Annotated in this window: 24 protein-coding genes, 2 tRNA genes and 1 riboswitch; of the genes, 19 read left to right on the forward strand and 7 right to left on the reverse strand. The window is 49.2% G+C overall.

Going from position 1 to position 26514, the window contains the following annotated elements; translation table 11 throughout:
- Genes BM091_RS02370 through rsxC form a run of 3 tightly spaced genes read right to left on the reverse strand, consistent with a single transcriptional unit; the run spans position 1 to position 2830 of the window.
- The gene (locus BM091_RS02370; protein ID WP_093393188.1) at positions 1–564 is read right to left on the reverse strand and encodes an RnfABCDGE type electron transport complex subunit G; all 564 of its coding nucleotides are present in this window, start codon (positions 562–564) and stop codon (positions 1–3) included.
- Positions 561–1514 (reverse strand): RnfABCDGE type electron transport complex subunit D, encoded by a 954-nt coding sequence (locus BM091_RS02375; RefSeq protein WP_093393189.1) that lies wholly within the window; start codon positions 1512–1514, stop codon positions 561–563. Before BM091_RS02375 ends, BM091_RS02370 begins: the two co-directional genes overlap by 4 nt.
- Positions 1514–2830: an electron transport complex subunit RsxC gene (gene rsxC, locus BM091_RS02380; RefSeq protein ID WP_093393191.1), complete on the reverse strand. Its 1317-nt coding sequence runs from the start codon at positions 2828–2830 to the stop codon at positions 1514–1516. Before rsxC ends, BM091_RS02375 begins: the two co-directional genes overlap by 1 nt.
- 240 nt (positions 2831–3070) lie before the next feature.
- On the opposite strand from rsxC, the gene BM091_RS02385 reads away from it, so the two are divergent.
- Positions 3071–4024: an ROK family protein gene (locus tag BM091_RS02385; RefSeq protein ID WP_093393192.1), complete on the forward strand. Its 954-nt coding sequence runs from the start codon at positions 3071–3073 to the stop codon at positions 4022–4024.
- Between the two features lie 14 nt (positions 4025–4038).
- On the opposite strand, the gene BM091_RS02390 is transcribed toward BM091_RS02385, so the two are convergent.
- Positions 4039–4968, reverse strand: coding sequence for a sulfite exporter TauE/SafE family protein (locus tag BM091_RS02390; protein WP_093393194.1), 930 nt, complete (start codon positions 4966–4968; stop codon positions 4039–4041).
- A 158-nt stretch (positions 4969–5126) separates the two neighbouring features.
- On the opposite strand from BM091_RS02390, the gene BM091_RS02395 reads away from it, so the two are divergent.
- From BM091_RS02395 to sfsA, 5 genes are all read left to right on the forward strand, one after another.
- Positions 5127–6494 carry a CCA tRNA nucleotidyltransferase gene (locus BM091_RS02395; RefSeq protein ID WP_093393195.1) on the forward strand — a complete coding sequence of 456 codons (1368 nt, stop codon included), beginning with the start codon at positions 5127–5129 and terminating at the stop codon, positions 6492–6494.
- A gap of 17 nt (positions 6495–6511) precedes the next feature.
- Positions 6512–6587, forward strand: a tRNA-Ala gene (locus tag BM091_RS02400).
- A gap of 520 nt (positions 6588–7107) precedes the next feature.
- Entirely contained in the window at positions 7108–7914 is an 807-nt protein-coding gene (locus BM091_RS02405) for an ABC transporter permease (protein ID WP_093393197.1), read from the forward strand.
- Positions 7915–7919: 5 nt separating this feature from the next.
- A complete protein-coding gene (locus tag BM091_RS02410) occupies positions 7920–8705 on the forward strand; it encodes an ABC transporter permease (protein ID WP_177193493.1) in 786 nt (261 codons plus the stop codon).
- 22 nt (positions 8706–8727) lie between these two features.
- Positions 8728–9864, forward strand: coding sequence for a DNA/RNA nuclease SfsA (gene sfsA, locus BM091_RS02415; RefSeq protein WP_093393200.1), 1137 nt, complete (start codon positions 8728–8730; stop codon positions 9862–9864).
- On the opposite strand, the gene BM091_RS02420 is transcribed toward sfsA, so the two are convergent.
- From BM091_RS02420 to hpnA, 3 genes are read right to left on the reverse strand one after another with little or no spacing between them, the layout of a single operon-like run.
- Positions 9815–10621 (reverse strand): carotenoid biosynthesis protein, encoded by an 807-nt coding sequence (locus tag BM091_RS02420; RefSeq protein WP_093393201.1) that lies wholly within the window; start codon positions 10619–10621, stop codon positions 9815–9817. The two genes, sfsA and BM091_RS02420, sit on opposite strands and share 50 nt — an antisense overlap.
- Positions 10614–11609 carry an adenosyl-hopene transferase HpnH gene (gene hpnH / locus BM091_RS02425; protein ID WP_093393203.1) on the reverse strand — a complete coding sequence of 332 codons (996 nt, stop codon included), beginning with the start codon at positions 11607–11609 and terminating at the stop codon, positions 10614–10616. The genes BM091_RS02420 and hpnH overlap by 8 nt, the downstream gene beginning before the upstream one ends.
- Entirely contained in the window at positions 11606–12631 is a 1026-nt protein-coding gene (gene hpnA, locus BM091_RS02430; RefSeq protein ID WP_093393204.1) for a hopanoid-associated sugar epimerase, read from the reverse strand. The genes hpnH and hpnA overlap by 4 nt, the downstream gene beginning before the upstream one ends.
- A 90-nt stretch (positions 12632–12721) precedes the next feature.
- On the opposite strand from hpnA, the gene BM091_RS02435 reads away from it, so the two are divergent.
- The 13 genes from BM091_RS02435 to cbpB all read left to right on the forward strand — a co-directional run bounded on the left by BM091_RS02435 (position 12722) and on the right by cbpB (position 26505).
- Positions 12722–13690, forward strand: coding sequence for a radical SAM protein (locus tag BM091_RS02435; protein ID WP_093393206.1), 969 nt, complete (start codon positions 12722–12724; stop codon positions 13688–13690).
- Between the two features lie 23 nt (positions 13691–13713).
- A complete protein-coding gene (locus tag BM091_RS02440) occupies positions 13714–16473 on the forward strand; it encodes an MMPL family transporter (RefSeq protein WP_093393207.1) in 2760 nt (919 codons plus the stop codon).
- 12 nt (positions 16474–16485) lie between these two features.
- Complete coding sequence (locus BM091_RS02445) at positions 16486–17865, forward strand: TolC family protein (RefSeq protein ID WP_093393209.1); 1380 nt, start codon at positions 16486–16488, stop codon at positions 17863–17865.
- A gap of 19 nt (positions 17866–17884) precedes the next feature.
- Complete coding sequence (locus tag BM091_RS02450) at positions 17885–18625, forward strand: superoxide dismutase (protein WP_218148775.1); 741 nt, start codon at positions 17885–17887, stop codon at positions 18623–18625.
- A gap of 55 nt (positions 18626–18680) precedes the next feature.
- Positions 18681–18755 (forward strand) — tRNA-Gly (locus BM091_RS02455).
- 70 nt (positions 18756–18825) lie between these two features.
- The gene (locus BM091_RS02460; protein ID WP_093393210.1) at positions 18826–19830 is read left to right on the forward strand and encodes a DHH family phosphoesterase; all 1005 of its coding nucleotides are present in this window, start codon (positions 18826–18828) and stop codon (positions 19828–19830) included.
- A gap of 10 nt (positions 19831–19840) precedes the next feature.
- Positions 19841–20287 carry a ribonuclease HI gene (gene rnhA / locus BM091_RS02465; RefSeq protein WP_093393212.1) on the forward strand — a complete coding sequence of 149 codons (447 nt, stop codon included), beginning with the start codon at positions 19841–19843 and terminating at the stop codon, positions 20285–20287.
- A 228-nt stretch (positions 20288–20515) separates the two neighbouring features.
- On the forward strand, positions 20516–21889 hold the full coding sequence (locus BM091_RS02470; RefSeq protein WP_093393213.1) for a 4Fe-4S dicluster domain-containing protein: 1374 nt from the start codon (positions 20516–20518) through the stop codon (positions 21887–21889).
- Positions 21886–22863, forward strand: coding sequence for an RnfABCDGE type electron transport complex subunit D (locus tag BM091_RS02475; protein WP_093393214.1), 978 nt, complete (start codon positions 21886–21888; stop codon positions 22861–22863). The genes BM091_RS02470 and BM091_RS02475 overlap by 4 nt, the downstream gene beginning before the upstream one ends.
- Position 22864: 1 nt before the next feature.
- Positions 22865–23419 carry an RnfABCDGE type electron transport complex subunit G gene (gene rnfG / locus BM091_RS02480; RefSeq protein ID WP_093393216.1) on the forward strand — a complete coding sequence of 185 codons (555 nt, stop codon included), beginning with the start codon at positions 22865–22867 and terminating at the stop codon, positions 23417–23419.
- A gap of 3 nt (positions 23420–23422) precedes the next feature.
- The gene (gene rsxE / locus BM091_RS02485) at positions 23423–24010 is read left to right on the forward strand and encodes an electron transport complex subunit RsxE (protein ID WP_093393217.1); all 588 of its coding nucleotides are present in this window, start codon (positions 23423–23425) and stop codon (positions 24008–24010) included.
- Positions 24011–24025: 15 nt separating this feature from the next.
- On the forward strand, positions 24026–24604 hold the full coding sequence (rsxA, locus tag BM091_RS02490; protein ID WP_093393218.1) for an electron transport complex subunit RsxA: 579 nt from the start codon (positions 24026–24028) through the stop codon (positions 24602–24604).
- 25 nt (positions 24605–24629) lie between these two features.
- Positions 24630–24850, forward strand: a riboswitch (cobalamin riboswitch).
- A gap of 278 nt (positions 24851–25128) precedes the next feature.
- A complete protein-coding gene (gene cbpB, locus BM091_RS02495) occupies positions 25129–26505 on the forward strand; it encodes a peptide-modifying radical SAM enzyme CbpB (protein WP_093393219.1) in 1377 nt (458 codons plus the stop codon).
- The last annotated feature ends 9 nt before the right edge of the window (positions 26506–26514 follow it).

Raw genomic sequence — 26514 nt, forward strand, 5'->3', positions numbered from 1 at the left:
TTACTTCCCCTCCCCCTTTACGACGGTCCGAGCCCTCGCTATACCGGCATTAACTATATCCACAACGGCCTTAGACGTAATGGTTGCCCCGGTTATCGCATGAACTTCATTGGGCTTCTCGGGATTTTTGCCTTTAACCAGCATAATCGGGTTTGTTGCGTCTCTTTCACTCCATCCTGCCAGATAATCCGGCTCCACAATCCTTGCTCCAAGGCCCGGGGTTTCCTTTTGCTCCAGCACCCGTAAACCGTAAATGCGCTTGAGGTCCCGGGAAACCCCTACCAGAACCCTGATTTTGTCCTGGTAACCGTTTCCCTGAGCTTCTACGGCATAGCCCACCACATCGCCGTCCGAAAGCACTCTATATAGCGCAAAATCACGCTCTTTGACGACTTCCTCATAAGAACTCATGCCCGGCACAACCTCCGACAAGCTTTTTCTCAACTCGGCAAGCTTGTTCTCTATAACCCTGGCTTCGGTAAACTTGTTAAACCAGGCGAGAACGGCTCCGGAAAGAACGGCACAGAGAGTAAGCACAATAACGGTCTTGATGGAGTCCTTCATTTTGCCTCTCCCAGCATCCTAGGTCTTGTGTATCTTTCAAGAATGGGGGTCAGGGCGTTCATAAAAAGTATGGAATACATGACACCCTCGGGCATACCGCCAAATAAGCGTATTATCACGACAAAGAAACCTATTCCAGCTCCGTAAATCCAGACAGCCAGAGGATGCACGGGCGAAGTCACCGGGTCTGTTGCCATAAACCAAACGCCAAGCATGAATCCTCCGGCCAGCAACATAAAAATGGGATCAGGATACCTGACCGGGTCGATCAAATAAAAGGCACCGCTAAAAATCACCAGGGAAAGAATGGAACTGACGGGAATACGCCAGTCTATGTAACCCCGCCACCAGAGGTAAAGCCCTCCCAGAACCAGCAAAACAGCAGATGTTTCCCCGAGACTTCCCCCAACTCCGCCGAGAAGCAGGTCTTTATAGGGCGTAACAATCTGAGAAAACTTAAATCCTCCCAGTGGCGTTGCAAAGCTTACGGCATCCACACCATGCAGGGTTCTAGGAGGAACCCACGTGGTCATCTCGACGGGAAAAGCAGCCTGAAGAAAGGCTCTGCCCACCAGCGCGGGATTGAAAATGTTGCTCCCGAACCCTCCGAAAACCTGTTTTCCAATGGCAATAGAAATGAATGCCCCTATTGCCGCAGTACCGATCGTAACGCCAGGCGGCAATGTCAGGGCAAAAAGAAGACCCGTTACAACCGCCGAGGCGTCAAAAATCGTGCGCAAGGGCTTCCGCCTCATGGCCAGCGCCCCCGCTTCGGTCACCACGGCAACGATCACGGACACCGCAATTAACAACAAAGCCCGGAGACCGAAAAAGTATAAAGATCCGACCGTAGCCGGTAAAAGAGCGTAGACGACATGCCTCATGATCTTGGGCATATCATCCGAAGCAACAACATGAGGCGAAGAAGAAACAATAAGCTTTTCTGCCATTACTTCTGAGCCTCCATTTTCCTCAGCATGAATTTTCCATAGCGGAGCCATTGAACCAAAGGAATTCGAGACGGGCAGATGAAGGCACAGCAACCACACTCCATGCAGTTAAGCAGCCCGGCCTTCTTGGCTTCACTCCACTTGCCCGCCCGTATGTACTTGACCACTCTGGTCGGAGCTATTCCCAGAGTGCATACATGAACGCACTTCCCGCAGTTCAAGCAGGGTCTGGCTTCTTCCCTGAAAGCCTTCTTAAAGGTAATGATTCCCGATGTCGACTTTATGACCGGAACATCGTAGCCCTTGAGCGACATTCCCATCATAGGCCCGCCAAACACTACCTTTTCTATCCCGTCGAAGTCGGCACCACACTTTTCAAGAACCCTTCTGGCCATTACGCCGAATCGTATGATGTAGTTTCCCCTCTCGGCAACACCATCTCCGCTTACGGTCACAACCCTTTCAATCAGCGGCACACCCTCTACGGCGGCTCTGTAAAGGCTGTAAACCGTACCGACATTCTGAATCGCCACATTTACATTAAAAGGCAACCCTCCTACGGGCACTTCCCGCCCGGTAATGACCTTAATGAGATTTTTTTCCGCTCCCTGAGGGTATATGCTCTTTAACGACACGACTTCCCAGCCGGCCCGGTTCCTGAGAAGCTCGTCGAACTTTTCAACGGCATCTCCCTTGTTCTCCTCAATACCAATGAAAACCCGTTCTGCCCCCACCGCGCGCCTGACCAGCTCTGCGCCTTCTATGATTTCCCGGGTCTTTTCGAACATAAGGCGATGATCTGCCGTAAGAAAGGGTTCACATTCGGCACCGTTGATAAGAAGGGTGTCTATCTTTACGTTATCGGGAGGCGTAAGTTTGACCGCCGTTGGAAAGGTGGCTCCACCGAGCCCCACTATACCGGCTTCCCTGGCAATGAGTCTAATATCCTCTGGCGAAAGCTCTTCAAGCGGTTTTATCGGCCAGGATGGTTCCGCAAGCTCATCATCCCCGGAATCAACCTCAATGACCACAGCATCGTCGTAAACACCGTTGGGTAGCATAACCCTTTCAAGAGCCTTAACCTTGCCGGCAGCAGGTGCATGAACGGGGGCAGAAATAAAGCCATCCGCTTCCCCTATCTTCTGCCCCTTTTTAACAACATCACCTTTTTTTACCAGCGGCTTTGCCCGCCTGCCCATGTGCTGCTGAAGAGGTACATAAAGAAGTTCAGGCAGAGGAAACTCCCGTATGGGATCACCGGCAGTAAACTTGCATTCCGCCGGATGCACTCCCTTTTTCAGAGCCCTGACAAGCATAATCTCCCCTCTCCTCCATTACCACAAGAAGATAACACTCTCCCCTGCGACGACAATACCGCTCTCCTCCACACACGGCACACCCCTTATTACCTAATGCACCGTCCCCCCTCCATGGACGGGCTTGCAACGGCACAATAAGTGTGGCATTTTCCGTCAATGTCAAGGGAAAATTTGAGTTCGTGAATTTCAAAGTATATTCATTTATATCAACAACATTTGGTTTAAGCGGGAGAACCGATGGAAACATCGTCGTCCCGAGCCGTCATAGCGGCCGATATCGGCGGAACTCACGTTCGTTTTGCCCTGGTAACGGAAAAGGGAGAAATTTTACTTCAGGAAAAGCGTTCCCGAATTCGTGGATCCACTCCCGAACGAATGATTTACGACTGGATAGAAATTGCGAAGGGACTTGAATCCAGGGCTCAAGGATTCGGGCTGAAGGTTTCTGCACTCGGTTTTGGTATTGCCGGAAAGATAGATGTGGAAGAAGGTCGTGTTATCTTTTCACCGAACATACCGGAGCTCAACGGCTTTGATGTGGTGGCCTTTTTGCGATCTCATCTGGCCTATCCCGTTGCCATTGACAATGATGCCAACGTTTTTGGCAGAGGCGAGCTGTGGGTTGGCAAAGGGTCAAAGTACCCTGATTGGCTGGGCATTACTCTGGGCACCGGGGTTGGCGGCTGTGTTATACTGGACGGTCGTGTCTGGACCGGTTCCAGAGGAATCGGGTTTGCCGGAGAAATAGGCCACACCACGGTTTATCCAAACGGCCGCCTTTGCATGTGTGGAAAACGCGGATGTCTCGAAGCCTATGCATCGGAAGGCGGTCTTTTAAGGCACATTGCCAACTGCGGTTCTGGCAAAGAATACGGCCTTTCAGCTCTTTCTGCCAAAAGACTCTACGACATGGCTCTATCGGGTAATCCGGAGGCTTGCAGGCTTTTTGAAGAATTCGGAACTGCTCTGGGGATTGCCATAGCAAACGCCTTTACTCTTCTGGGCATCCGATGCGCAATAGTCGGCGGCGGAGTAAGCAACGCCTGGGGCGTTTTTTACGAACCCCTGCTGCGTGCAACGGTGAATAACTGTTCCATGCTGAACGCTGAAGACATAGTCATTGAAAAAAGCGAACTGGAAGACTCTGCTGCCCTTTACGGGGCGGCCCGTCTCGCTCTGGACATAATTTAGACGGGGTTATGAATTCAGCCGATAACCCTTTCTACAACAGGCCATAGATACCTGGCGGAAACTCCCAATATGGCAAAACCCAGTATAAGCTTGATGTAAGACGCCGGAAAATATTTTTGCAACCTTGCTCCCGTGTATATGCCTATAAAACCACCGAGACCGAAAAGTGCACCCAACAACCAGTCGGGGCTGGCATTGGCGCTTTTTGTCGTTAAAGGGCCGAAGGCGTAAAAAAGCGCGGCAACAATGGAGGTTACCCAGGTAGAACAGAGGGCTGCTCCGGAAACAATGTAAACGGGCAGTCTCATGACCGAAACCAGGAAAGGGGCCATTAAAGCCCCACCGCCTATTCCGTAGGCACCACCTATCACGCCAACGACAAGGCTTACTGAAGCAACAAACAAAGGCGAAAAAGAGTAGGGCCGACCTTCAAAGCTCACGACGCAAACCCTGCCGAATTTTTCGGCCGTGATGCGCCCTTTCGGCGGCGGAAGAGAGGAACCGCCCTTCTTTGATGCCGTTACATCCGAATAGCCGCTCCACAGAGTACGAAGCCCCAGATAGGCCAGGACACACCCGACGAAAATTTTGAAAGGACCGGGATTGGGCAAATAAGTCAACCTTATGAAGTAACCCAGAAATACCCCCGGAAGAGTCCCGATCATAAGAGTAAGGAAGAGCAGTCTGGAAAATTTTCCGTCCCTGATGTATCGATACACGCCACTGGGGATTGAAACTATATTGTAAACGAAGTTAGTAGCACTTACTCCCGGAGCCGTATAATGAAGGACACTCATCTGAAAAGGCAGAAGAATAAACGCACCGGACACCCCACCCATGGAAGTAAAGAAAGAGATAATACCCATCACAAGCGGAGGAACGAAAATGTAGGTTTCTACTCCGGATACGGGAAAGCGATACCTGAATATTTCGAAAATATCCATAAGACCTGTTCTCCCTGTCAGCTTCAAATGCTACACCGCTTCCTAACTTCTCTGATCGCAGAAACCATGATTGTTATTTTATTCACAACATCAAAGGAAAGTCAAAAATTAAAAGCTCTTGCCCCAGGCACCAGCGCCCCCCACAGGAGTCGATCATCATGATTGCCTATCCTATGCACTGTGGCTCTATGGAAATTCCCTCAACCGTCAGAGCTTTCCTGGAATGGCTCGTCCGGAACAACTACAGGGCCTGGATAGTCGGGGGAGCCGTGAGGGATTGGATTCTGGGGAAAAAACCCAAGGACTGGGACATTGCAACGGATGCTCCCTCCAAGGTCATTCTCGATTCTCCTTTTAAAACTTACGCCGTAGGTACACGCTTTGGAGTAGTTGATGTAAACGTCGGAGACCACATTGTGGAGGCCACCAGCATCATCGAAAGTGCGGGATCCGACCGGATAGAAAAAGATCTTGAAAGACGGGACTTTACAATCAACGCCCTGGCGATTTCGTTTCCCGACGGGAAATTTCTGGATCTTTTTGGAGGAATAAAGGACCTGGAGCGCAAGAGACTTCGTCCTCCAAAAGACCCCGTCCGGCGCTTTCAGGAAGACCCGCTCAGAATATTGCGGGCGGCACGATTCGTTTCCTTAGAGGATTTCCACGTAACACCGACAACCCTTTCCGCAATGAAAATGACGGCTCCCTTGATCAAAACAGTAGCGGCCGAAAGAATTCGGGAGGAAATGTTCCGCATGGTCGTCGGCGCCAACATAATTGAAGGCTTCGAGCTTCTTCGAAAAAGCGGAGCTCTCAGGGAATTCTTTCCCGAACTTCTGGAAGGATGGCGTAAGAAGCAGAACGTTCATCACCGATATGACATCTACCATCACATATTGTACACCCTATTCCATTCACCTCAGCGCCTCAGGGTAAGACTTGCCGCTCTCTTTCACGACATTGCAAAACCCAGGGTTCGCATTAAAAAAAATGGGCGTTTTCGTTTCTTCGGCCACGAAAAAATCGGCGAGCAGATGACCAGAGAGATTCTGGAACGATGGAGGACATCTCATCAACTCACGAAGGAAGTCTGCATCTTGGTCAAAAACCACATGGTTTACAACATTGAAAAATGGTCTGATGGGGCGATACGAAGGCTCATTCACCGTGTGGGGAAACCCTTAATAAACGATTTTCTGGACTTGCTGAAAGCGGACAGGCTGGCTCACGGCACCGATGACAGGAAATCGGTTGAAGAAGTTGAACTCCTTGAAACCCGTATAAAAAGGGAAATTGGATCGAACGGGCTCTTGTCCCGCAAGAACCTTGCCATTAACGGCCACGACGTCATGAAGTTTCTCAATGTGGGTCCGGGCCCGCTGGTCGGCAGGGTACTGGAAAACGCCTTTAGACACGTGCTGAAATATCCCGAAGACAACCGAAAAGAGAGGTTATTAGAGCTTTTAAAATCGGGAAAATTAACCAGAAGTGTAAATCATCTTGACGACGGAAGATTTTCCTGTTAGTTAGCATTTTGAAAGGTGGGGCTGTAGCTCAGTTGGGAGAGCGCTTGAATGGCATTCAAGAGGTCAGGGGTTCGACTCCCCTCAGCTCCACCACTTATTATTTTTACCTTCGTTGTTTCGGTAACTCAGGAGCCTTTCAAAGCCGGATTCACAGTGTTTGCGCTCGAAATTTTAACCCCTCTGTTTAAGGTATTTCTGAAGGGGCCTTAATTCATAAAGTCTCACGGTAAAAAGCAGCTCTGCCATTGATCCGGTCTCCCCCTTAAAAATATGGACCGATAGCCATGAAGGTCAGATGTTGGCGTTGTGGAACCGAAAATGAGTTCTGGTCGCAAAGAACATGTAAGGCCTGTGGTTTACCTCTGTTCCATGCCATGTTTTTTTTAACAGATGGATTGATTTTGGGCTTACTTCTATTCCGTTGTTCTTAAACAACGGGCGCTTTTCCCGGGCTTTTCCTGCAAAAACGAAATCGAGTGACTGAAAGTTGCCCTGGTCAACCGGAACCCCGGCAGGCTGAAATTTCTTTTTTCCCAGGGAGTCTTTTGATTACAGTAGAATACTTTGACGGTGCGGAAGCAATCCTTTTGACAGACTAATCTGGAGACGGGGGATGCTTAAAATACGCCGATGGTTAAAAATCTACTCGGCTCTGCTCCGTACATACTGGCAGATAGTGCTGGAATATCGGGGCAGCATGGTTATGTGGATGTTAAGCAACATAATGCCTCTCGTGATGCTTTCGGTATGGGTGTCTCTGGCCTCCACAGGACCCGTCGGTAAATACGGCGTGAAGGAATTCGTTCGTTATTACCTTGCCGTTCTCATGGTAAGACAGCTCGTTACCGTCTGGGTTATCTGGGATCTGGACAGAGAAATACGCCTTGGAGAATTATCGTCACGACTCATGAAACCCTTGAATCCCATACATTATCACATAGCCTTCAACCTGGCGGACAAGATCTTCCGCCTGCTCACCCTCGTTCCGGCCGTAGTGGCAATAACCCTTCCCTTTCCGGCCCTTCGATTTTCTTCCTCTCCGGAACACATCCTGGGATTCTTGCTTTCGCTGTCAATGGCCTGGAGCATCAGATTTGTCTCACAGTATTGTATCGGTCTTCTGGGTTTCTGGGTTACACAATCAATGGCCATAAACGAAATGGTCTATGCAGGCCTTCTGCTTTTCGGCGGTGTCATTGCCCCCCTGGACCTGTTTCCGGCCCGGTATCAAGGGTTCATCATGCACCTGCCCTTCAGATACATGCTTTCCCTTCCCGTGGAAATACTTCTCGAACTCCTGAACGGAAAAATGATCATCCTCGAACTGGCAATTCAATTCGGCTGGTTGATAACCTTCTTCATCATCTATCAGATCTTATGGAAAAAAGGACTCAAGAAATACAGTGCGGTGGGAGCGTGACAACCATGAAGACGCCAAGGCTTCTCGTAGCATTTTTGAAAAACTCTCTGCTCGTGGATATGGAATACCGAACCCACTTCGTCGTAAACAGCTTTATGAGCCTTTTCTGGATATGCTTTTCCCTCCTGAGCCTTTCTCTTTTTTTCCACCATAGGCAGGAGATCGGCGGTTGGTCCTATCACGAAGCCATGCTGGTCATGGGTTTTTTTTCATTTTTCGGTTCTTTCATCGAAGGGATTCTCGAACCCAATGTTGCCAAACTGGTTGAAGACATTCGTTTTGGTAATTTTGACTTTATCCTCGTAAAACCCGTGAATGTTCAGATTATCGGCACACTAAGGGTATTCTCAATAAAAAAATTTCCGGGGTTGGTCGCCGGCCTGGGGGTCTGTATATATGCCCTCTGTAGCCTTAAGTACACTCCTTCAGTTGAAGAGGTAATAAGCTTTGTAATTCTTTTTATCTGCGCTTTTGTGATTCTCTACAATCTATGGGTCATGCTGGTAAGTACAGCCTTCTGGTTTATACAAATCGACAGCATCATGGAGTTCATCTTTTCTCTTTTTGAAACCGGTCGTTTTCCCGTGAGCGTTTACCCCGCGCCAATCAGGATATTTCTCACCTTTATAGTCCCCATTGCCTTTATAACCACTTTTCCATCAGGAGCCATTCTGGGAAAGATCGGGTACTCTCATGTTGTTGCCGGTCTTTTCCTGGCTCTGGGAACTACCTTTTTAAGCATTCGGTTATGGAAATATGCTTTAAGGCAGTACAGCAGTGCCAGTAGCTAGTAAACGAAAAGGTCATCCCGGAATGGAAGCGGCCCGTTTTATTCGTAGGCTAAACCGGTTTGTTGTGGAATGCGAGAAAGACGGGAATCCTGTAAAAGCTTACCTCCCCAACCCCGGTCGTCTCTGGGAGCTCCTTTTACCGGGACGGAAGGTCTGGATCAAACCCTCCGGGGGAAAGGGGAAGCTTACCCACACACTGATGGCGGTGGAAAAGAACGGTTACCCCGTTATGCTTCACACTCACCTCACCAATTCCATTGTGGAAAGACTGTTGTCCGAGGGAAGAATCCCGGGGTACGAGGACTACGGCGTTGAAAGGAGAGAAGTCAACTCAGGAGGCAGCCGTATCGATTTTTTGCTTTCCTGCCCCCAAAAAGGGAAGCTTCTCCTCGAGGTAAAGACCTGCACTCTTTTCGGAAACATCCTTGCAATGTTTCCCGATGCTGAAACCTCCAGAGGGGTCCGACACATAAGGGAGCTCGTCCATTCCGACTCTTCTCATCTCCGCGGATCCGTCCTCTTCGTTGTCCAGTGGCCTCATGCTCGATTTTTTATGCCCGATGTCCATGTGGATATAGAATTTGCCAGAGCTCTTCTGGAAGCCAAAGACCGTCTGGATATCCGTGCGGTGGCACTCGAGTACCCTGACCTCACGTTCACCGTAAAATCCGTTAAAAAACTCGACATTCCCTGGGATTTTGTGGCGGACCATGCAATTGATGCGGGATGTTACATTCTACTCGTTACCTTATCCGAAACCGTTTCCATAAAATTTGGCTCCGGATCCTCCGCTTCACCTTTTCCAGCGGGGTTTTACATTTACATTGGCAGGGCAAAGAAGGGCCTTAAAAAACGCTTGTCCCGACATGGGCGAAAAAACAAGAAACTACGCTGGCACATTGATTACCTAACAGAAAGAGCATCGAGAATAAAAGCTCTTCCCATAAGGTTGCCCGAAACACCGGAATGCGAAATTGCCGGGTCTTTTGCGGAAGTCTTTCCCGTTGTACCCGGTTTTGGAGCCTCCGACTGCCGGTGTGAAAGCCATCTCTTCTACAGTCCCACCGATCCCATTACGAATCCATCCTTTATCGACAGGCTCATGATGTTCAGGGTTTACCTGCTGGAGGAACGGCTAAAAAAGCTCTACGGGTTGTGAGAACCGAAAAAACCAGGAAAAAGATCAACAGGAGCACCAGGATGAGATCCACCACCAGAAGGAGTTTCTCACCCAGCCAGGCCGTTACCGCGATGTTGAAGGCGAGAACAGAGAAATAGAGCAGAGGGCCGGTTAGGAGAGCATACGACCTGACTCCTTCTATTTTCACAACCGATTCGAGAGGATCGAGGCTCTGGAGGATTCTGACAAGAACGGAACCCACCAGAAACCATCCTGCGAAGTTAGACATAGGTACTCCGAAATAGACACCTTCGCAGGGATATTCGTAAATCTTCCCCAGAAACCATCTGTCTCCACGGAGTGCGACGGGATCTATGATAAGGTCCAAAAAGACGAAACAGCAACTTCCGTAGATTGTGATAAGAACTGAAGTCCCCGGCCATGTAGAATACCAGCAGCGGTTTTTCGGCACAAAACAACCCGATGCAAACCTCACAAGTGAATAAGCGGCGTAGCTCAGAAAAACATAGGAGAGCGAATCCATAAAAGGAACTCCGAATACCCAGAGTTCCCGTCCTTTTGTAGCCTCAATATATCGATACATTCCGTAGGGAACTCCCGTATGGATGGAGGAAAATTCGGAAAGCCACGCGATGAAATATCCGCAGGGCACATAAAAAAGCGCTCTTTTGATCCCCAGATGATACGAAGCACCGATAAAGTACACCGTCAAAAAGACGAACACATAAGGTCGAAGCTTAAAGGTCCCAATCAGCAACTCTGCTATTTCAACCATGAATGTTCCACAGCATCATTCGGACCGCATCACGGAGTGACATAGATCTAACAACGGTGGGTTCGTAACCGCAGTGAACCATACACTGTTTACACCTCGAATCACGCCCCGAAGCATAATAGTCCCAGTCCGTCTTTTCCATAAATTCTTCGTAAGTTGGGTAGTGGGCATCTGTGATGAGGTAACAGGGGGACTTCCAGCCCTTGACATTTCTCGTGGGATTACCCCAGGGAGTACATCCCAAAGAGCGAAGCCCTGCACAGAAATCCAGATAGATGGGATTGCTCATTATTGGAAAGCGGCGCGTCCAGCCTCGTATTACTCTGAACTTTTCGATAATCTCCTGACGGGTTAGAAAAATCTCTTCGTCCACTTCGCTATAGCTGAACCCCGGCGCTACCAGGATTCCTTTAACCCCTACGGAAGAAAGTATTGTGAAAAGCTGTTCCAGGTCATCCAGATCCGTCTCTCTGTAAACGGTTGTATTGGTTATGACCTGAAAGCCTGCCTCAAGAGCTTTTTCCACGGCTTTAAGCGCTTTCTGGAAGCTTCCGTGCCGACCTGTAATTTCATCGTGAACCCTTGCGGTGCCGTCCAGATGGACATTCCAGAAAAAACGGCCGTGCGGCTGGAATTCGCCAAGAGCTTCTTCCATCAGTAACCCGTTGGTACAGAAAAAGATATAACGCTTTCTCTTAAGTACTTCACCAACGAGTTCTTTCATGTGGCTATAAAGAAGGGGTTCTCCGCCCGTTATAGTAACAACCGGGGTCCCGGTAACTTCCACGGCATCTATGCAATCATCAAGGCTCATTTCTCGATCCAGGGTATCGCGATATTCCCTGATCCGACCACATCCCGCACACTGGAGGTTGCACCTGTGAGTGGGTTCAAGCATCAGGACAAGAGGATACCGTTTTGTTCCGGCTATGCGATGTCGAAGTAAATACTCCGTCATGGTCAGACTCAAGCCGATAGGAAATTTCATGTCAGAAGCTCCCCTGGAGAAATTGGCAATCTTGTCTTACAGTAACCGTTTTTAACATACCACCATACCGCCTCTTTTACCGCCTGCCGCACCGGGGTAAGCGGCAGTCCCAGCTCTTTTACGGCCCGTTCAGGCGAAAAGAACATGAGATACCGGCTCATTCTCACGCCCTCAAGGGGAACCGACGGAGGCCTTCCCGTAAGCCTGGAAAAGATCTCGCAGGCAACTCCTGCCGTTAAGGCCACGAGATAGGGTATTCTGATCTTTGGGGCAGGCAGGCCCGTGATTTCGCTAAGGATACGCAAAAAATCACGAAACGAGAGGTTTTCATTACCCAGTATGTATTTTCTACCCGATATACCCTTTTCCCAGGCCAGCAAATGCCCTAAGGCCACATCACGAACATGGACGAAGTTGAGCCCTGTGTTGACATAGGCCGGCATCCGACGGTTCAAAAAATCAACGATGACCCTTCCGGTCGGAGTGGGTTTATGATCTCTGGGGCCCACGGGGGTACTTGGATTCACGATCACGAGATCCAGACCCGAGCGGGCATATTCTTCGGCAATCCGTTCTGCAAGGAATTTGGAACGCTTGTAATGACCTATCATATCGGAGTAAGAAACAGGGGTGGTCTCGTCGGCCGGTCTACCGTCACGCCGAAGCCCCAGAGCCCCCACACTGCTGGTGTAAACAACCCTGGGAATTCTCAATTCCCTGGCCACAGAAAGCACCCTGCGGGTTCCCATGACGTTGTTTCTGTATATTTCCAAGGCGTTTCTGGCCCACAGCCTGTAATCTGCTGCAACATGAAAAAGGGCATCACAGCCGGTCATGGCCTTCTTTAGAACATCACTTGCCAGTATGTCGCCGGGCACCCAGTTTACTCCTGGAAAGTTAATAAAAGAAGGAAGGCGCACAGACCGGGCAAGGGCAACCACATGCCAACCCTTCGAAACCAAACATTCGATAACATGGCTTCCTACAAAGCCCGTTCCTCCCGTAACGAAGGCCCTCGGCATCGCCTGCTCCCTTTTCCATTGTCATAACCCGGCAGATTCTCTATATCAGAAGACTGTGGGTACGGCAATTTATTACAGGAGAAAGCGGTCGTGATAACCCGGAAAATCGGCTTAAAAGAACTCCTGGAAGGGTCGATCAAGTTCTTTTCCATGAAAGCCGGAAAAAGCTTTTTCGGCCTTCACATTGAAGTAACCAGACGATGCAATGCCCGATGCGTCTTTTGTGATTACTGGAAGACAAAGGGCCCTGAAAGTCTCTGCCCCGATTACGGGCACATAGTCAAAAAGTTTAACCCTCTTCACGTGACCATAACGGGAGGCGAGCCGCTTCTCAGGAAGGATCTCGAAGCTATCGTCAGAAGAATCGTCGAGCAAAATCGCTTCGTTTACATAAACTGCATAACCAACGGTATATTGCTCAACAGAGAAAAGGCCCTGAAGCTCTGGGAAGCCGGTCTCTCGCAGATCTCCGTATCTCTGGATTTTCCGGATTCTCGCCACGATGCTCTTCGAAACGTTCCGGGTCTCTGGAACCACATAAAAGAGCTTATGAAAACCCTTCCCTCTACCGGAATAGACAACCTCTGTTTTAACACCGTAATCATGCGGGATAACCTGGATGTTCTCGAAACCATTGCCGGCATTGCTCACGATCACGGCTGGAAGGTCTCTTTTAGTACCTACAATCCTTTTAAAAACAAAAACTTTGACCACAAGCTGGACTCACAGTTCCTGAACCGGCTGGAAGAAACAATCCTGCGCCTAATCTACCTGAAAAGCCGGTACCGTAACATAACGAATTCGGATTACTATCTCTTAAGGATTGTGGATTATGTGAAAAATGGGGGAATACCCGGATGTCTTGCAGGGCTTAAATGGGCACATATAAGCCCTGACGGCATGGTTAGAAGATGCTCCGAAAAAGAGATTCTGGGAAGGTGGCAGGATCTGAACCTAAAGGCAATTCCACAAACGGGTTGTAGGGAATGCTGGTATGCCTGTCGGGGCGAAGCCGAAGCGCCGCTTGACCTGAAACGCATTATTGAATTGAACAGATAGCAATTGTACAAGGGCTAAATTCAATGAAAAATCTTTTTGAAGGGTTATCGGGTTACCTGAGCAGGCTCTCACTCTGGTCGCTATCCCATCCGGGAACTGTTTTTTTGTCTGCACTGCTTATTGCCTTTGTTTCAATCGCTTACACCGCCTTAAGACTCGATTTTAAAACAAGCCGAAACGACCTCGTGGCATCATCAGAGCCGGCCGTTCAGCGTTTTGAAGAGATATCGGAAGATTTTGGAAGGCTTACGAATGTGATCGTCGTTGTTGAAGGAAAAGATCTGGAACAAATGAAAAACTTCGCCCGACTCCTTGCAGAGCGACTGAAGCAAGAACCACAATATTTCGGCAACATTCTCTATCGCATAAATACGGAAACCCTTGAAGGAAAGAAGTTGCTCTTTTTATCTCCCGAAGATTTGCAAAACCTCAAAGATAAACTGGAAGAATACGGTGAACTTATCGAAGAACTTGCCTTCGAACCCTCGCTGGCAACCATATTTCAATACGTTAACCAGAAAATTAGCGAAGCCACCGTCAGTCATCTTGTTGGGGAGTTTCTCGGCAAGGGAGAAGGCAAAGAAAACAAACAAGAAAATGCTGAAACCACCAGAAAACCTGTGGATCTGAGTTTCCTCAGAGAACTCCTGACGGAGATGAGGCTTTCTCTGGAGCCGGGTTATCAGTTCCATTCACCCTGGGACACCTTTTTCAAGGCAAGCAAAAAGTTTTCTTACGACGGGTTTCTCGTCTCTGACGACGAACGATTCCTCTACATAACCCTTGAAGCCAGAAGCCAGGCCGACGGCTTTACCAAAAAGAAGGCGGCCCTGGATAGGCTGAGATGGCACATAAAGGAACTGAGGAAGAAGGGCTTTGAAGATCTTTCGGTAGGGGTTACAGGGGGGGTTGCTCTGGCAACCGACGAAATGGTTCAGGCTATGAAGGATACTCAGCTTGCCACGGCGGTTGCCGCCATCGGAATCGCCCTGCTTTTCATGATCGTCTTTCATCAGGTCTATAACCCTCTTATGGTCGTAACGACCCTTGTTATATCCATCGCCTGGACTTTGGGATGGCTAACCCTTACCGTTGGCTCCCTAAACATTCTCTCCGTTGCCTTCGTACCCATTCTCATGGGCCTGGGCGTCGATTTTGGGATACACCTGGTAGCCAGATACTCGGAAGAGCGGCAAAAAGGAGCCGATGTAGTGGAATCCATGAAGATCTCTGCGGACCATACCGGTCGGGCCATAACGGTTGGAGCCATAACGACGGCTCTTGCATTTTTTTCTTTAATGCTTGCCCGCTTTCGTGGAATTCAGGAGCTGGGTTTTATCGCAGGCTCTGGAGTCCTTCTTGCACTGGTTGCCACCTTTACGGTGTTTCCCGCCATGCTCAAGATGGTCGAAAGCAGGTCAAATCCCGGAACAGGACACGCAACGGCCCTTCGAATCAACATATCGTCGGAAAAGCTGGTAACGGGCCATTCAAAGTTAATCCTTCTTATCTGGGGGGTTCTTACGGTCTGTGCCCTGGCCGGCCTGTCCCGTGTGCGTTTTGACTATAACCTTCTAAAACTCCAGGCCAGGGGCACCGAGTCGGTCGTCTGGGAAGAAAAAATTATAGGTGAGTCCGGTCGATCTTCATGGTTTGCCGTAACGACGGCTCGGGATCTTGTCGAACTCCGAAAAAAACACAGGGCCTTTGAAGAACTTCCTTCGGTTCGCAAGGTTGACAGCCTTGCGGATATGTTGCCGGAAGATCAGAATGTAAGGATTTCTCTGGTAAGAGACCTCGCTCCATACGTACCGAACATAGAGCTGGAAGAAATCAATCCCTCGGGAGATGATCCCGCCGAACTTCTCGACATTCTGGAAAAAATAAAATTCAAGCTCAGAAGCGATACCAGATGGGATCCCACAAGAAAACCCGACGACCGGGAAATCGAATCCACCCGTGAAGCCCTTATCCTTGCCATAGAGGGGCTGAAAAAACGTCTGGAATCAATGGAAACGGTTAAAAGTCTCCACGCTTTCGAGAAAAAACTTTTCGACGACTTTCTCACCAAATTCACCCTTCTAAAAAACAACGTAAATCCTCCCGGCCCGATCGAAGAAAAAGACATACCTCCCGAGTTGCTGGCAAGGTTTAAAGGAAAGAGTGGACGATACCTTTTGCAGATTTATTCCCGGGAAAATATCTGGGAAAAAGAACACATGGAAAACTTCGTAAAGGAGCTTGAAACGGTGGATCCCTCGGTGACGGGATCTCCTGTTGTGGGATACATTGCAATATCCACCATGCAACAAGGCTACATCGAGGGTAGCATATATGCCCTGTGCGTAATCTTCGTTGTAATTATTGCAACCTTCAGACGAATATCCCTTGCACTTGTCTCCTGCATTCCTCTGGCCGGAACCATCGTGCTTATGCTCGGTCTTATGGGCTGGACGGGAATACCCTTTAATCTGGCAAACCTTATTACTCTGCCTTTAATACTGGGAATAGCCGTTGATGATGGAGTGCACATCATGCACCGCTACAGCGAAAAACAGGGGGATTTGCACGAAACTTTTTCAGGGGGGCTCACCAGGGCCGTTTCACTTACTTCCTGGACGACCATGATCGGCTTCGGAAGTCTTATGCTCGCTCACCATTACGGAATATTTACCCTCGGCCTGCTTGTAACGGTGTCGGTCGGTATTGCATGGATACTCTCCCTTTTCGGTCTGCCGGCTATTCTTCAGATCCTTTCAAAAGGTGGCACAGAAACAAGATAAAGGAGGAGGAAGATGAGCGGTCATCAAAGGGGAAATAAAAAAGGCTGTCGGGTAAGGTTGATAAGAATTCTGGCAATCATAATTTGCATCTTTTATCCCTTTTGCTCAAAGGCCGAAAAGCTGTCCCTTGAGGAGTGTGTAAAGAGAGCGCTGGAATCTTATCCTTCCCTGCAGAAGAGCCGCTATGAAGTTGAAAGCTCTTTATGGAGACTGAAAGAAGCAAAACTCAGAAGATGGCCCAGCATGGAGCTGGAAAATCTCATGGGGATTGTACCCGATGCAGAAGGAGACGCCATTACAGGCGAGACCATAGATGATGAGTACGGCTTCTTTAACAAACTTGATGTCAAGATGGCTCTACCTCTTGTAACCTTTGGCAGAATTGGTCACGGTATAAAGGCCGCTCAGGAAGCCCTTAAATCGCAAGAAGCCGCATACCGATCCGAACTTGACGAGGTTGTCCTCAGGGTTCACGAACTTTACTACGGCTATTTGTTGACGTCCCATCTGATGGACTCCACGGGAGATTTGCTCGAGCGTTTTCAGGAAGCCTACACCATCGCTCAGGAACGCCTTGAAAAAAACGAGCCCAACGTAACGGAAGCGGACGTACTGAAGCTGAAAATCGGTCTTGAAGGCGTATCCAAGGGGATGCGCAAACTGGAAAGGCAGAGGCAAACCGTTATCGCTTCTCTTCTTAACTTAATCGGCTGGGATAAGTCAGAAGAGGAGTTTGCTACCGAAGATAAACAGCTCAAACCGGTAAAAATAAAGCTTCTGGATCTGTCGGAATACGAAGAAATGGCAAAAGAAAACAATGCCAGAATCAAGCAACTGGAAGCGGCCGTTCAGGCGGCTAAAGAAGAGTATATGGCCGAAAAAGCCAAGTATTATCCAATGCTGCTTGCCGTAGGAGGGGTCAAGTATGCGGTAGCACCGGGTCGCGAAGACCAGGACAACCCCTTTCTAAACGACGAATACAACTACTTCAGCGCCGGGGCAGCTCTGGCTGTGAAATGGAATATGAACATTTTGGAAACCCGTGCGGAAGTCGAACAGAAAAGAGCCCGTTATCTTTCACTGGAACGACAGCTCGAAGAGGCTCGCAGGGGCATAATGGTCAAAGTACGGGAAGCTTACGAGAAGGTAAAAGAAACGGAGAAGAACCTGGATTCAAGCTGGGAAGCCCGCAAAGCGGGAAGAGCCCTTCTTATTCTCAACTTTACCAATTTCAAATTCGGCATAGGATCGGGAAAGGATGTCTTTGACGGATTGAGTATTTACGCAAGAACGGCGGGACAGTATTATGAAAGCGTTTACGATTACAACATGGCGGTAGCTCAGCTTAAGCAGCTCACGGGGCAACTTTATAAAGCAAATAATAATTTTTAACATCTGAGGAGGGACAAAAATGAAACGCCTGTTTCTGCTGTTGCTACTGACGACGGTTGTCTGCATGGGGCTAGCAGGTTGCAAAGAAAAGGCCGCAAAGCCTGCATCCGACACCGGAAAAATCCGGCCTTATTCAGCCAAAGATTTTTCTTATCTTCTCGGAACACCCGGCTTCAGCGACAATGCTCTGAAGCTACACTTTGCACTGTACGAGGGTTACGTAAAGAATACCAACCTTTTGCTCACAAAGATGGAAGAGATGGTCCGGCAGGGGAAGTCTCAGAGTTCCGAATTTTCGGAACTGAAACGGAGGTTCGGCTTTGAGTTCAACGGTATGAGGCTCCATGAATACTATTTTTCATCTTTAGGCGGAAACGGCATTCCGGATAAGGAAAGCGACCTTTACAAAGCCATCGTTGCCAGCTTTGGCAGTTTCGAAAACTGGCAAAAGGATTTCGTCGATACCGCCATGAGCCGCGGTGTTGGCTGGACAGTTCTTTACTACGATGAAATCCAGAACCGCCTGATGAATGTCTGGATTAATGAACACCACGTGGGACATCCTGCCGGCTGTAGAGTAATTCTGCCGCTGGACGTTTTCGAACATGCCTTCCTGGTCGATTACGGACTGGATAAAAAAGCTTATATTGAAGCCTTTTTGAAGGCGCTGAACTGGAAGGTTCTGGAAGAGCGTTTTAGAGGGCAACCCTTTCCCGAAAGACCCGCGGAGGTTACAGAAAAATCGGGACAGGAAGCTTAAATTGGTTCTTGACTGACAGGGGAATCTCGTTTATTAGAAAATTGAAAATAAAGGAGCGGGAATAACTCAGTGGTAGAGTGCAACCTTGCCAAGGTTGAAGTCGCGGGTTCGAATCCCGTTTCCCGCTCCAGGCTGAAGTAAGAGAAGCGGGCAGCAAAGTTGTCCGCTTTTTTTATATTTTTGGCCGCGAGTTGTCCGGAATGGATGCCTTGTCCCTTAGAAATCGAAACGATCGGCTCAGGACTCTGCTATCTTTTTTCCGTCCCGACGATAACGTACTCATTGTGATAGACCCGGATCCCGACGCTCTGGGATCCGCCTGGGCTCTGAAGCGGATACTCTGGAGACGTGTAGCCTCAACGGTCATTGCCATAATACGTCCGGTAAAGAGATGGAATAACATCTCGATGATCCGCCTTTTAAGGATTCCCTTAACCCCTCTTGAAAACGTCCCGGTGGGATCTTTCTCCAAATTCGTCCTGGTTGACGGCCAGCCTCACCATAACCCCGTCTTCGGCAGTTTCCGGTTCGATGTTGTGATAGACCATCACCCCCTTCCGCCGGAAAAACCTGCATCGGACAACGACACCTTTTACGACGTCCGCCCTCAATACGGCGCCACATCCACCATTCTTACGGAATATCTAAAAACGGCAAAGATAACACCTTCCAGATCTCTTGCCACTGCTCTTCTTTACGGCATAAAGACGGACACGCGTAACTTTGAGAGGCATACCAGAGAAGAGGATATAAGATGCTTCCTTTATCTGTATCCAAAGGTAAATCACAGCGTATTGAGCAAAATCGAAATCTCCGATCTAGCCGTTGAAGATCTCGTTTTCTTCGAAAGAGCGCTTAAGTCAAAAATAATTTCCGATCAGAAAATACTGGTTTATCTTGGTGAGGTTCCTTCATCGGACATCCTCGTTATCGTCTCCGAATTCTTTTTGAAAATTCATAACATTTCCTGGAGCATTGCCGCGGGCAAGGTTCAGGACAGGCTAATTGTTGTGGCCAGAAGTGATGGATACCGGAAGAACGCCGGTAAAACCCTGCAGCGTTGTTTCGGTTCCATGGGGCCTGCCGGCGGGCACGCTTCCATGGCGAGGGCAGAAGTCCCCCTCGAAGCCCTGAGAACCCGGCTGCACAGAAAGAGGCTTACCAGGACCTGTATAGAAAGCTTTTTAAAGAAAAACCTTCTATGAGGGGTATGCTGTGGGAAAAGAAGTGGTGATTTTCACCGACGGGGCCTGCAGTGGCAACCCCGGCCCTGGAGCATGGGCAGCAATACTGAAATACGGAGAGCACGAAAAGATACTGGCAGGCTTCGAACCGCTGACGACCAATAACCGAATGGAAATGGCTGCGGTAGTTCACGCTTTAAAAGCCCTCAAGGAACCCTGTCGAGTTACCGTTCACACCGATTCTCAGTACCTTAAAAACGGCATAACCCGCTGGATACACAGGTGGAGGCAGAGTGGCTGGATAACCTCAGAAAAAACTCCGGTAAAAAATCGAGACCTCTGGGAAGAACTTGATGTGCTCTCGAAGGCTCATAGCGTTACCTGGGTCTGGCTAAAAGGTCATTCGGGTCATCGAGACAACGAAAGATGTGATCGCATCGCCCGTAACTTTATAAAACTCTGTAACAACGCTGTCTGATTTTAAGAAATGGGCCGGGAAGGAAAGTGCAGTGATTTTGCAGAATGCCTCTTGTACCAGAGAAGTCCTGCCTCAAGTGAATACAAAAATTTAAGGCCATGTGAAAAATTTAGCGTTCCGTCTTGACAGGGGCACGATTTTTCGCCTAGTTAGAATGTGAATTTTTTCAGAAGCTTTTTATTATTGTTCACAAACGGTTTTATTCTTTTCGGAAAATTGGGGAGTCCTATGAAAACCATTTCCGTCAAGAAAGGTATCACCATAAGGGCTGCCTTACCCGAACCTGCAGTTAAGACCTTATCCCCATCTACCAGAATGGTTTATCCGCTGGGAAATCGCTGGGGATGGTTGTTACCTGCACTTAAAGAAGGTGACCCGGTGGTTGCAGGCCAGCTCATTGCCTCTTCTTCATCTCCCAGGGTACCGGGTATAAGGTCAACTGTTTTCGGTAAGGTAAGCCGAATTATCAAGCTTCCTACAGTCCAGATGAAAGAGGGTCAGGCGGTTGAAGTCGTGGTCGAAAATCAGCCTGTAGAAGGCACAGAAATGCTCACAAAGGTGGATGACTCCTCCGATGAAGGGCAAATCTTGAGCGCTTTACTTCAGGCGGGTATCTGGGAATCTGAAGACTACGGCTTGCCTCTTGCCCTGAGGGTTGCAGGACCCAAAAGCGTCCAGTCCTTCGCTTCATCTGCAACCGACGAAGATCTTGTGGCATCTGTGAAAAACATCCCGTACATTGACCGACCCATTAAGATCCTTATTTTGAACGCAATCGACCGTGATCCTTACTGTCGAACCCGCTCTCATGTGCTGCTGAATCATCCTGATGAAATCGTATCTGCGGCGCGCCTGATTCGTAAAGTTGCTTCTCCTCAATCTGTAATACTGGCGGTACCTTCTAACCTCGCTAGCAATCCTTCGGTCCAGCAGTGTGCCCAGGCGCTTCAGGCAGAAATTGCGGTATCTGACGGCAAGTACCCTTCCGGTCTGGAATCCATCCTTATCTGGGCCTTAACGGGCAGAGAAATGATTTACCCTTCAAAAAACAGCAGGGCCCTGGAAACTGCGGTCGTGGATACGCTGGCTTTGTATCAGATCAAGCAGGCGCTCCTGGACGGCGATCCGGCTTTGAGGGTCCTTCTCCAGATCAATCTGGTTCCGGGTGGTGAATCCTTTATGATAGAGTGCTCTGTGGGAACGCCGATAAGTCACATAATGGATCAGCTCTCGATTTCTTCGGATCAGGTCACCAAATTCGTATTAGGAGGAAGATTTCTCGGTTATGCACATTACGACCTCAACGTCCCCGTAACCGGTGAAGTGGACGCCATAGACATCTTTACCGGTGATGTCTTCCACTACTCTCACGAACCCTGTGTTAGATGTGGTTTCTGTGTGAAGGTTTGTCCTGTATCTATCGTACCGGCCGAACTCAGCATGTACTGCGAATATAAGCGATTTGAAGAAGCCGTTCACAAGGGGTTGTGGCAGTGCATTGAGTGTGGTCTTTGCGCCTATGTATGTCCGGCCCATAGGCCAATGGTGCAGCTTATGCGGTATGGGAAATACGAACTGCAGTTCACGAGGGTGGCATCATGAAAAAGGGCACTTTTATCGTTTCGCCTCCGCCTCATGTGCATTCGGGCTGGAGTGTTTGCCGGGTGCATTGTGAGACGGTTCTTGCGCTGGTGCCCACAATACTGGCGGGCATATATTTCTTCGGTTTTGGAGTACTGAAACCAATAGTTGCGGCAGTCGTGGGCACGGTTCTGGCGGAAGCCGTCTGGCAAAAGGCCATAAAAAGGCCTGTGACCGTTAGTGACGGTAGTGCAGTTTTAACGGGGGTTTTACTGGGCCTTCTTATCTCGCCTTCCGTTCCCTGGTGGATTCCTTTCATTGGCGGCGTGATTGGAATTCTTGTACCCAAGCAGTTCTTCGGCGGAGTCGGCCAAAATGCATTCAGTACAGTTCTGGTGGGCTGGGCAGTGATGTACGTGTCCTATCAATCCATTATGGCCGATTATCCCATGCCTGCGCCCTTGTTCGGTTTGACCCCCGGAGGCTATGTGGAATATCCGCCAACGGAGGTTCTAAAGTGGGATGGGGTTGAAGTCGTTCGGGATATTCCACTTGTAGATCTGTTCATCGGAAATGTTCCCGGCACGGCGGGAACGACTTCCGTGCTCGCCGTCCTTATCGGCGGCATATATTTAATCCTGCGGGGCATAATCCCCTGGCAGATTCCCGTCTTCTACTTGATCGGAGCGGCAGGCTTTGAACTGATCTTCTGGATGATAAACCCCGCCAAGTATGCTTCCCCTATTTTCCACCTTTTCTCCGGATGGATGATGCTGGGTGCCTTCTTTCTTTCCACCGAAAAGGGCACGACGCCTCTTAAGCCTGCGCCGATGGTACTTTACGGCCTGGGTTGCGGCATCATGACCATGATCATAAGAAACTGGGGTGTTTATGTGGACGGGGTGCCCTTTGCGATTCTTTTCATGAATGCTGTGGCGCCTCTTCTTGACAGGATGAAAACCAAACCAATAGGGAGGGTAGAGGGCCTTGCGTGACATGGTAAAGATGGTCGTCGTACTTACGGCCATATGCGCCGTATCGGGTTTTACCCTTGCCTTCCTGAACGATGCAACCCGGGAGGCACGGGCTTATCAGTTGCTCAAATTCGTGAAGGAACCTTCCATCAGAGCAGTTTTCTCGGTACTGGATTATGACAACGATCCCATAAAGGATCGTATGGAGGTCAAGGTAGGAGAGGAAACCAAAACCGTTTTTCCTGCCAAAAAGGGTGGTCAGGTTATAGCCGTGGCGTTGGATGCTGCTGCTTCTGGTTACGGCGGTCCGGTAGAGGTCATGGTGGGATTTAAGCCTGATGGTACTCTTGTGGGAATTGGTATAATGAGACATTCGGAAACACCCGGACTGGGAGCAAGGGTTACGGAAGATGTCTTTACGTCTCAGTTCAGAGACAAGACACCTCCCATAAAACTGTCGGCACAGGGTGGTACGATAAACGCCGTATCAGGGGCCACGATCTCCAGTACTGCTGTCGTTACTGCGGTAAATCAGGCAAGTGAAATCTTTTCTCAGATCAAGGGGGAGGTTTTTTAACCTATGAGTGTTGCAAAAGAATTCACAAAGGGTTTGTGGAAAGAAATACCTCCTTTCAGGCTTGTTCTCGGGCTTTGTCCGACACTTGCCGTAACCACAGCGGCCGAAAACGGGCTTGGTATGGGGTTGGCCACAACCTTCGTCCTGGTGGGTTCCAATTTTATAGTCTCAATTCTGCGTAAGATCATACCTTCTAAAGTTAGAATAGCCTCCTTCATCGTTGTCATTGCAACTTTTGTTGTTATGGTGGAATTGCTCATGCAGGCTTACTTCTATCCTCTATACAAGGTGCTTGGAATTTTTATACCCTTAATCGTGGTTAACTGTATCGTTCTAGGTCGAGCTGAGGCTTTTGCCTCAAAAAACGGGGTAATTCTGTCTCTGGCCGATGGGCTCGGCATTGGGCTTGGTTTTACCATCTCGCTTACGGTGCTCGGAGCTATAAGAGAACTTTTCGGAAGTGGCACAATCTTCGGGCATGCCGTTATGGGGGCATCTTTTGAACCTTTGAGTTTCCTGATAAAAGCCCCGGGGGCTTTTCTGTGTCTGGGTGTTATTCTCGCAATTATGAACGCCATCAGCGAAAAGTAAGAGAGTGAGCGGGCCATGAACGAGTATTTGTTGATTGTTATCAGTGCCGTTCTTGTAAAAAACATCCTTTTGATACGTTATCTCGGTAACTGTCCTTTTCTGGGCGTGTCCAACCGAATGGACACGGCTACCGGCATGGCTATGGCCGTCGTCTTCGTCATGACGCTGGCCAATCTCATAACCTGGTGTGTTCACAGATACATTCTCGTTCCCTTTGGTCTTGAATACCTTCGCACCATTGCCTTCATATTGGTAATCGCATCGCTGGTTCAACTTGTGGAAATGTTCTTGCAAAAGTCAGTGCCTGTTCTCTACAGAATGCTGGGGATTTTCCTGCCTTTGATTACAACAAATTGCGCCGTGCTTGGTGCGGCTGTTATAGCCATTAACGAGGAGTATAACCTTGCCCAGGGTGTTGTCTTCGGCATTGCCTCTGCCGTTGGTTTCGGTCTGGCACTGATATTGATGACTGGGCTTCGTGAAAGGTATGCTCTTCAGCCCGTACCCCGGCATTTCAGGGGTACTTCATCGGGCTTAATTACTGCAAGTTTGCTTGCTCTGGCCTTTTTTGGCTTTTTTGGAATGGTTGAATAGAAGTTTGACCTTTTTTCATACTTGCGTTATTTACGGAGTTGAAAGAGCGTAGCTAAGGCTTCGGCATCCCGGAACACGGTGAAAATCCGTGGCGGACCCGCCGCTGTGATCGGGGACGGGAGGTCACCCCAGGGATTCGGGAGTTAGCTTTCCGGATCCGGCCACTGTTCTGCTCAAGCAGAATGGGAAGGCTGTGGCCATCCCGGATGATCCGAGAGCCAGAAGACCTGTCGAAGCCGTTAGCGGGCAATCCTGATGGCAAAGGGATCCCGGATCGATCACGCTGTAGGTGTGTGGTTGATCCGGGTTTTTCTTTTAAACCAAAACCGTAACGGGAGGTACTGACATGAAGGCAAAGGTCATCAGTTACCGTCGTCGCTGCCGTTCTGCTGCCGGAACCGGGCTTTCCCACTACATTTTGTTGACTCCCAAAAAGTAACCTAGCTACCGACCACTAATCGGGAATCACGGCAGGCCGTGGCCTGCCGTGACGAATTAGAAACTCGGGGAGGAAAGTTACCACTATGACAATCCCGCTTTACGCAAACACCGGTTATGGACCACACTTCAGCGTAATCGACATCGGCCTCAAGGACAAGGTCGCCGTAATTGACCCCGACACAGGCTTCTGGGCCCTGAGTGAATCAAGTTCGTTGGGTGATATACTGGCCGGCGACTTTGCAGAAAAATACATGGACCAACGGCAAAGTTTCGCCGAGGAAATGGATAATTTCCGATTTAACCTTACTCCCTCGGCCGTGTACTTCAACCCCACGGAAAAATGCAACTTTAACTGCACTTATTGCTATATTCCGGAGGAAATTCGGCGTAACGGCGTAACAATGACCTCCGAAGAAGTTTCCAGGGCCCTCAATGTCCTGAAGGAATATTTCGGTAAAACTCTGCCCCCGAAGGTTAAACCTCAAGTTATCTTCCACGGAAGCGAACCGATGATCGCCCGTGACGCCGTTTTCCGGGCAATTGAGGATTTTCGTGATGATTTCCTGTTCGGCATACAGACAAACGGCATTCTTCTGGATCGCGAAGCAGTGGAGTTCCTGACATCACGGAACACCGGAATCGGGCTGTCTCTAGATGCCCCCGTTGAAGAGGTTGCCAACACAACCCGGAAGAACTGGAGCGGTCAGGGGGGATTCCGAAAAATCCTCGAAGTGCTGGAGATGCTTCGAGAATATCCGGCCTACAATGTCATTACCACGGTCACCCGAGAAAATGTCCATCTTCTACCGCAGATGGTTGACTTCTTTGCAGATCTGGGCGTTCAAATGGTGATGTTTAACCCCGTAAGATGCACTCAACGGGGAGGCAGAGAACTTAAACCCGAGGACTCCATTATGGCAGAATACTTCTGCCGTGCCCTAGACCAGACGAGAACCGTAAGAGACCGCAAGGGATTCAAAATTGTGGTGGTTAATTTTGCCAACGTCCTGGCCGGGATTCTCGGCCCCACGACAAGAAGGCTCATGTGCGACATATCGCCATGTGGCGGAGGCAGGTGCTTTTTTGCGGTTTCGGCCCGGGGAGATCTCTTTCCCTGCAGTGAATTCGTGGGATTTCCCGAATTCCGTGGAGGAAACCTTTTAAAAGACCCTGTTGAAAATGCCCTTAAATCCGAACCTTTCCTCAAGGTTACGAATCGCAAGGTGGAAGACATAGCCCCCTGTTTCAGGTGCGCCATAAAACACTTCTGCGGCGCTCCTTGCCCTGCCGAAGTGTACTCTCTTCACGGAAAACTCAATGCTCCGGCCCCCTATTGCAAATTTTACGAGGAGCAGGTTCGATACGCTTTCAGGGTAATAGCGTCCGGAGAAGAAAAAGAATTCCTTTGGGACGGCTGGGAGGAAGAAACGGAGGAAACCTTTTCTCAGATCCTGCCTTAGGTCTATAAG

Source organism: Thermodesulforhabdus norvegica (assembly GCF_900114975.1).
GTDB lineage: Bacteria > Desulfobacterota > Syntrophobacteria > Syntrophobacterales > Thermodesulforhabdaceae > Thermodesulforhabdus > Thermodesulforhabdus norvegica.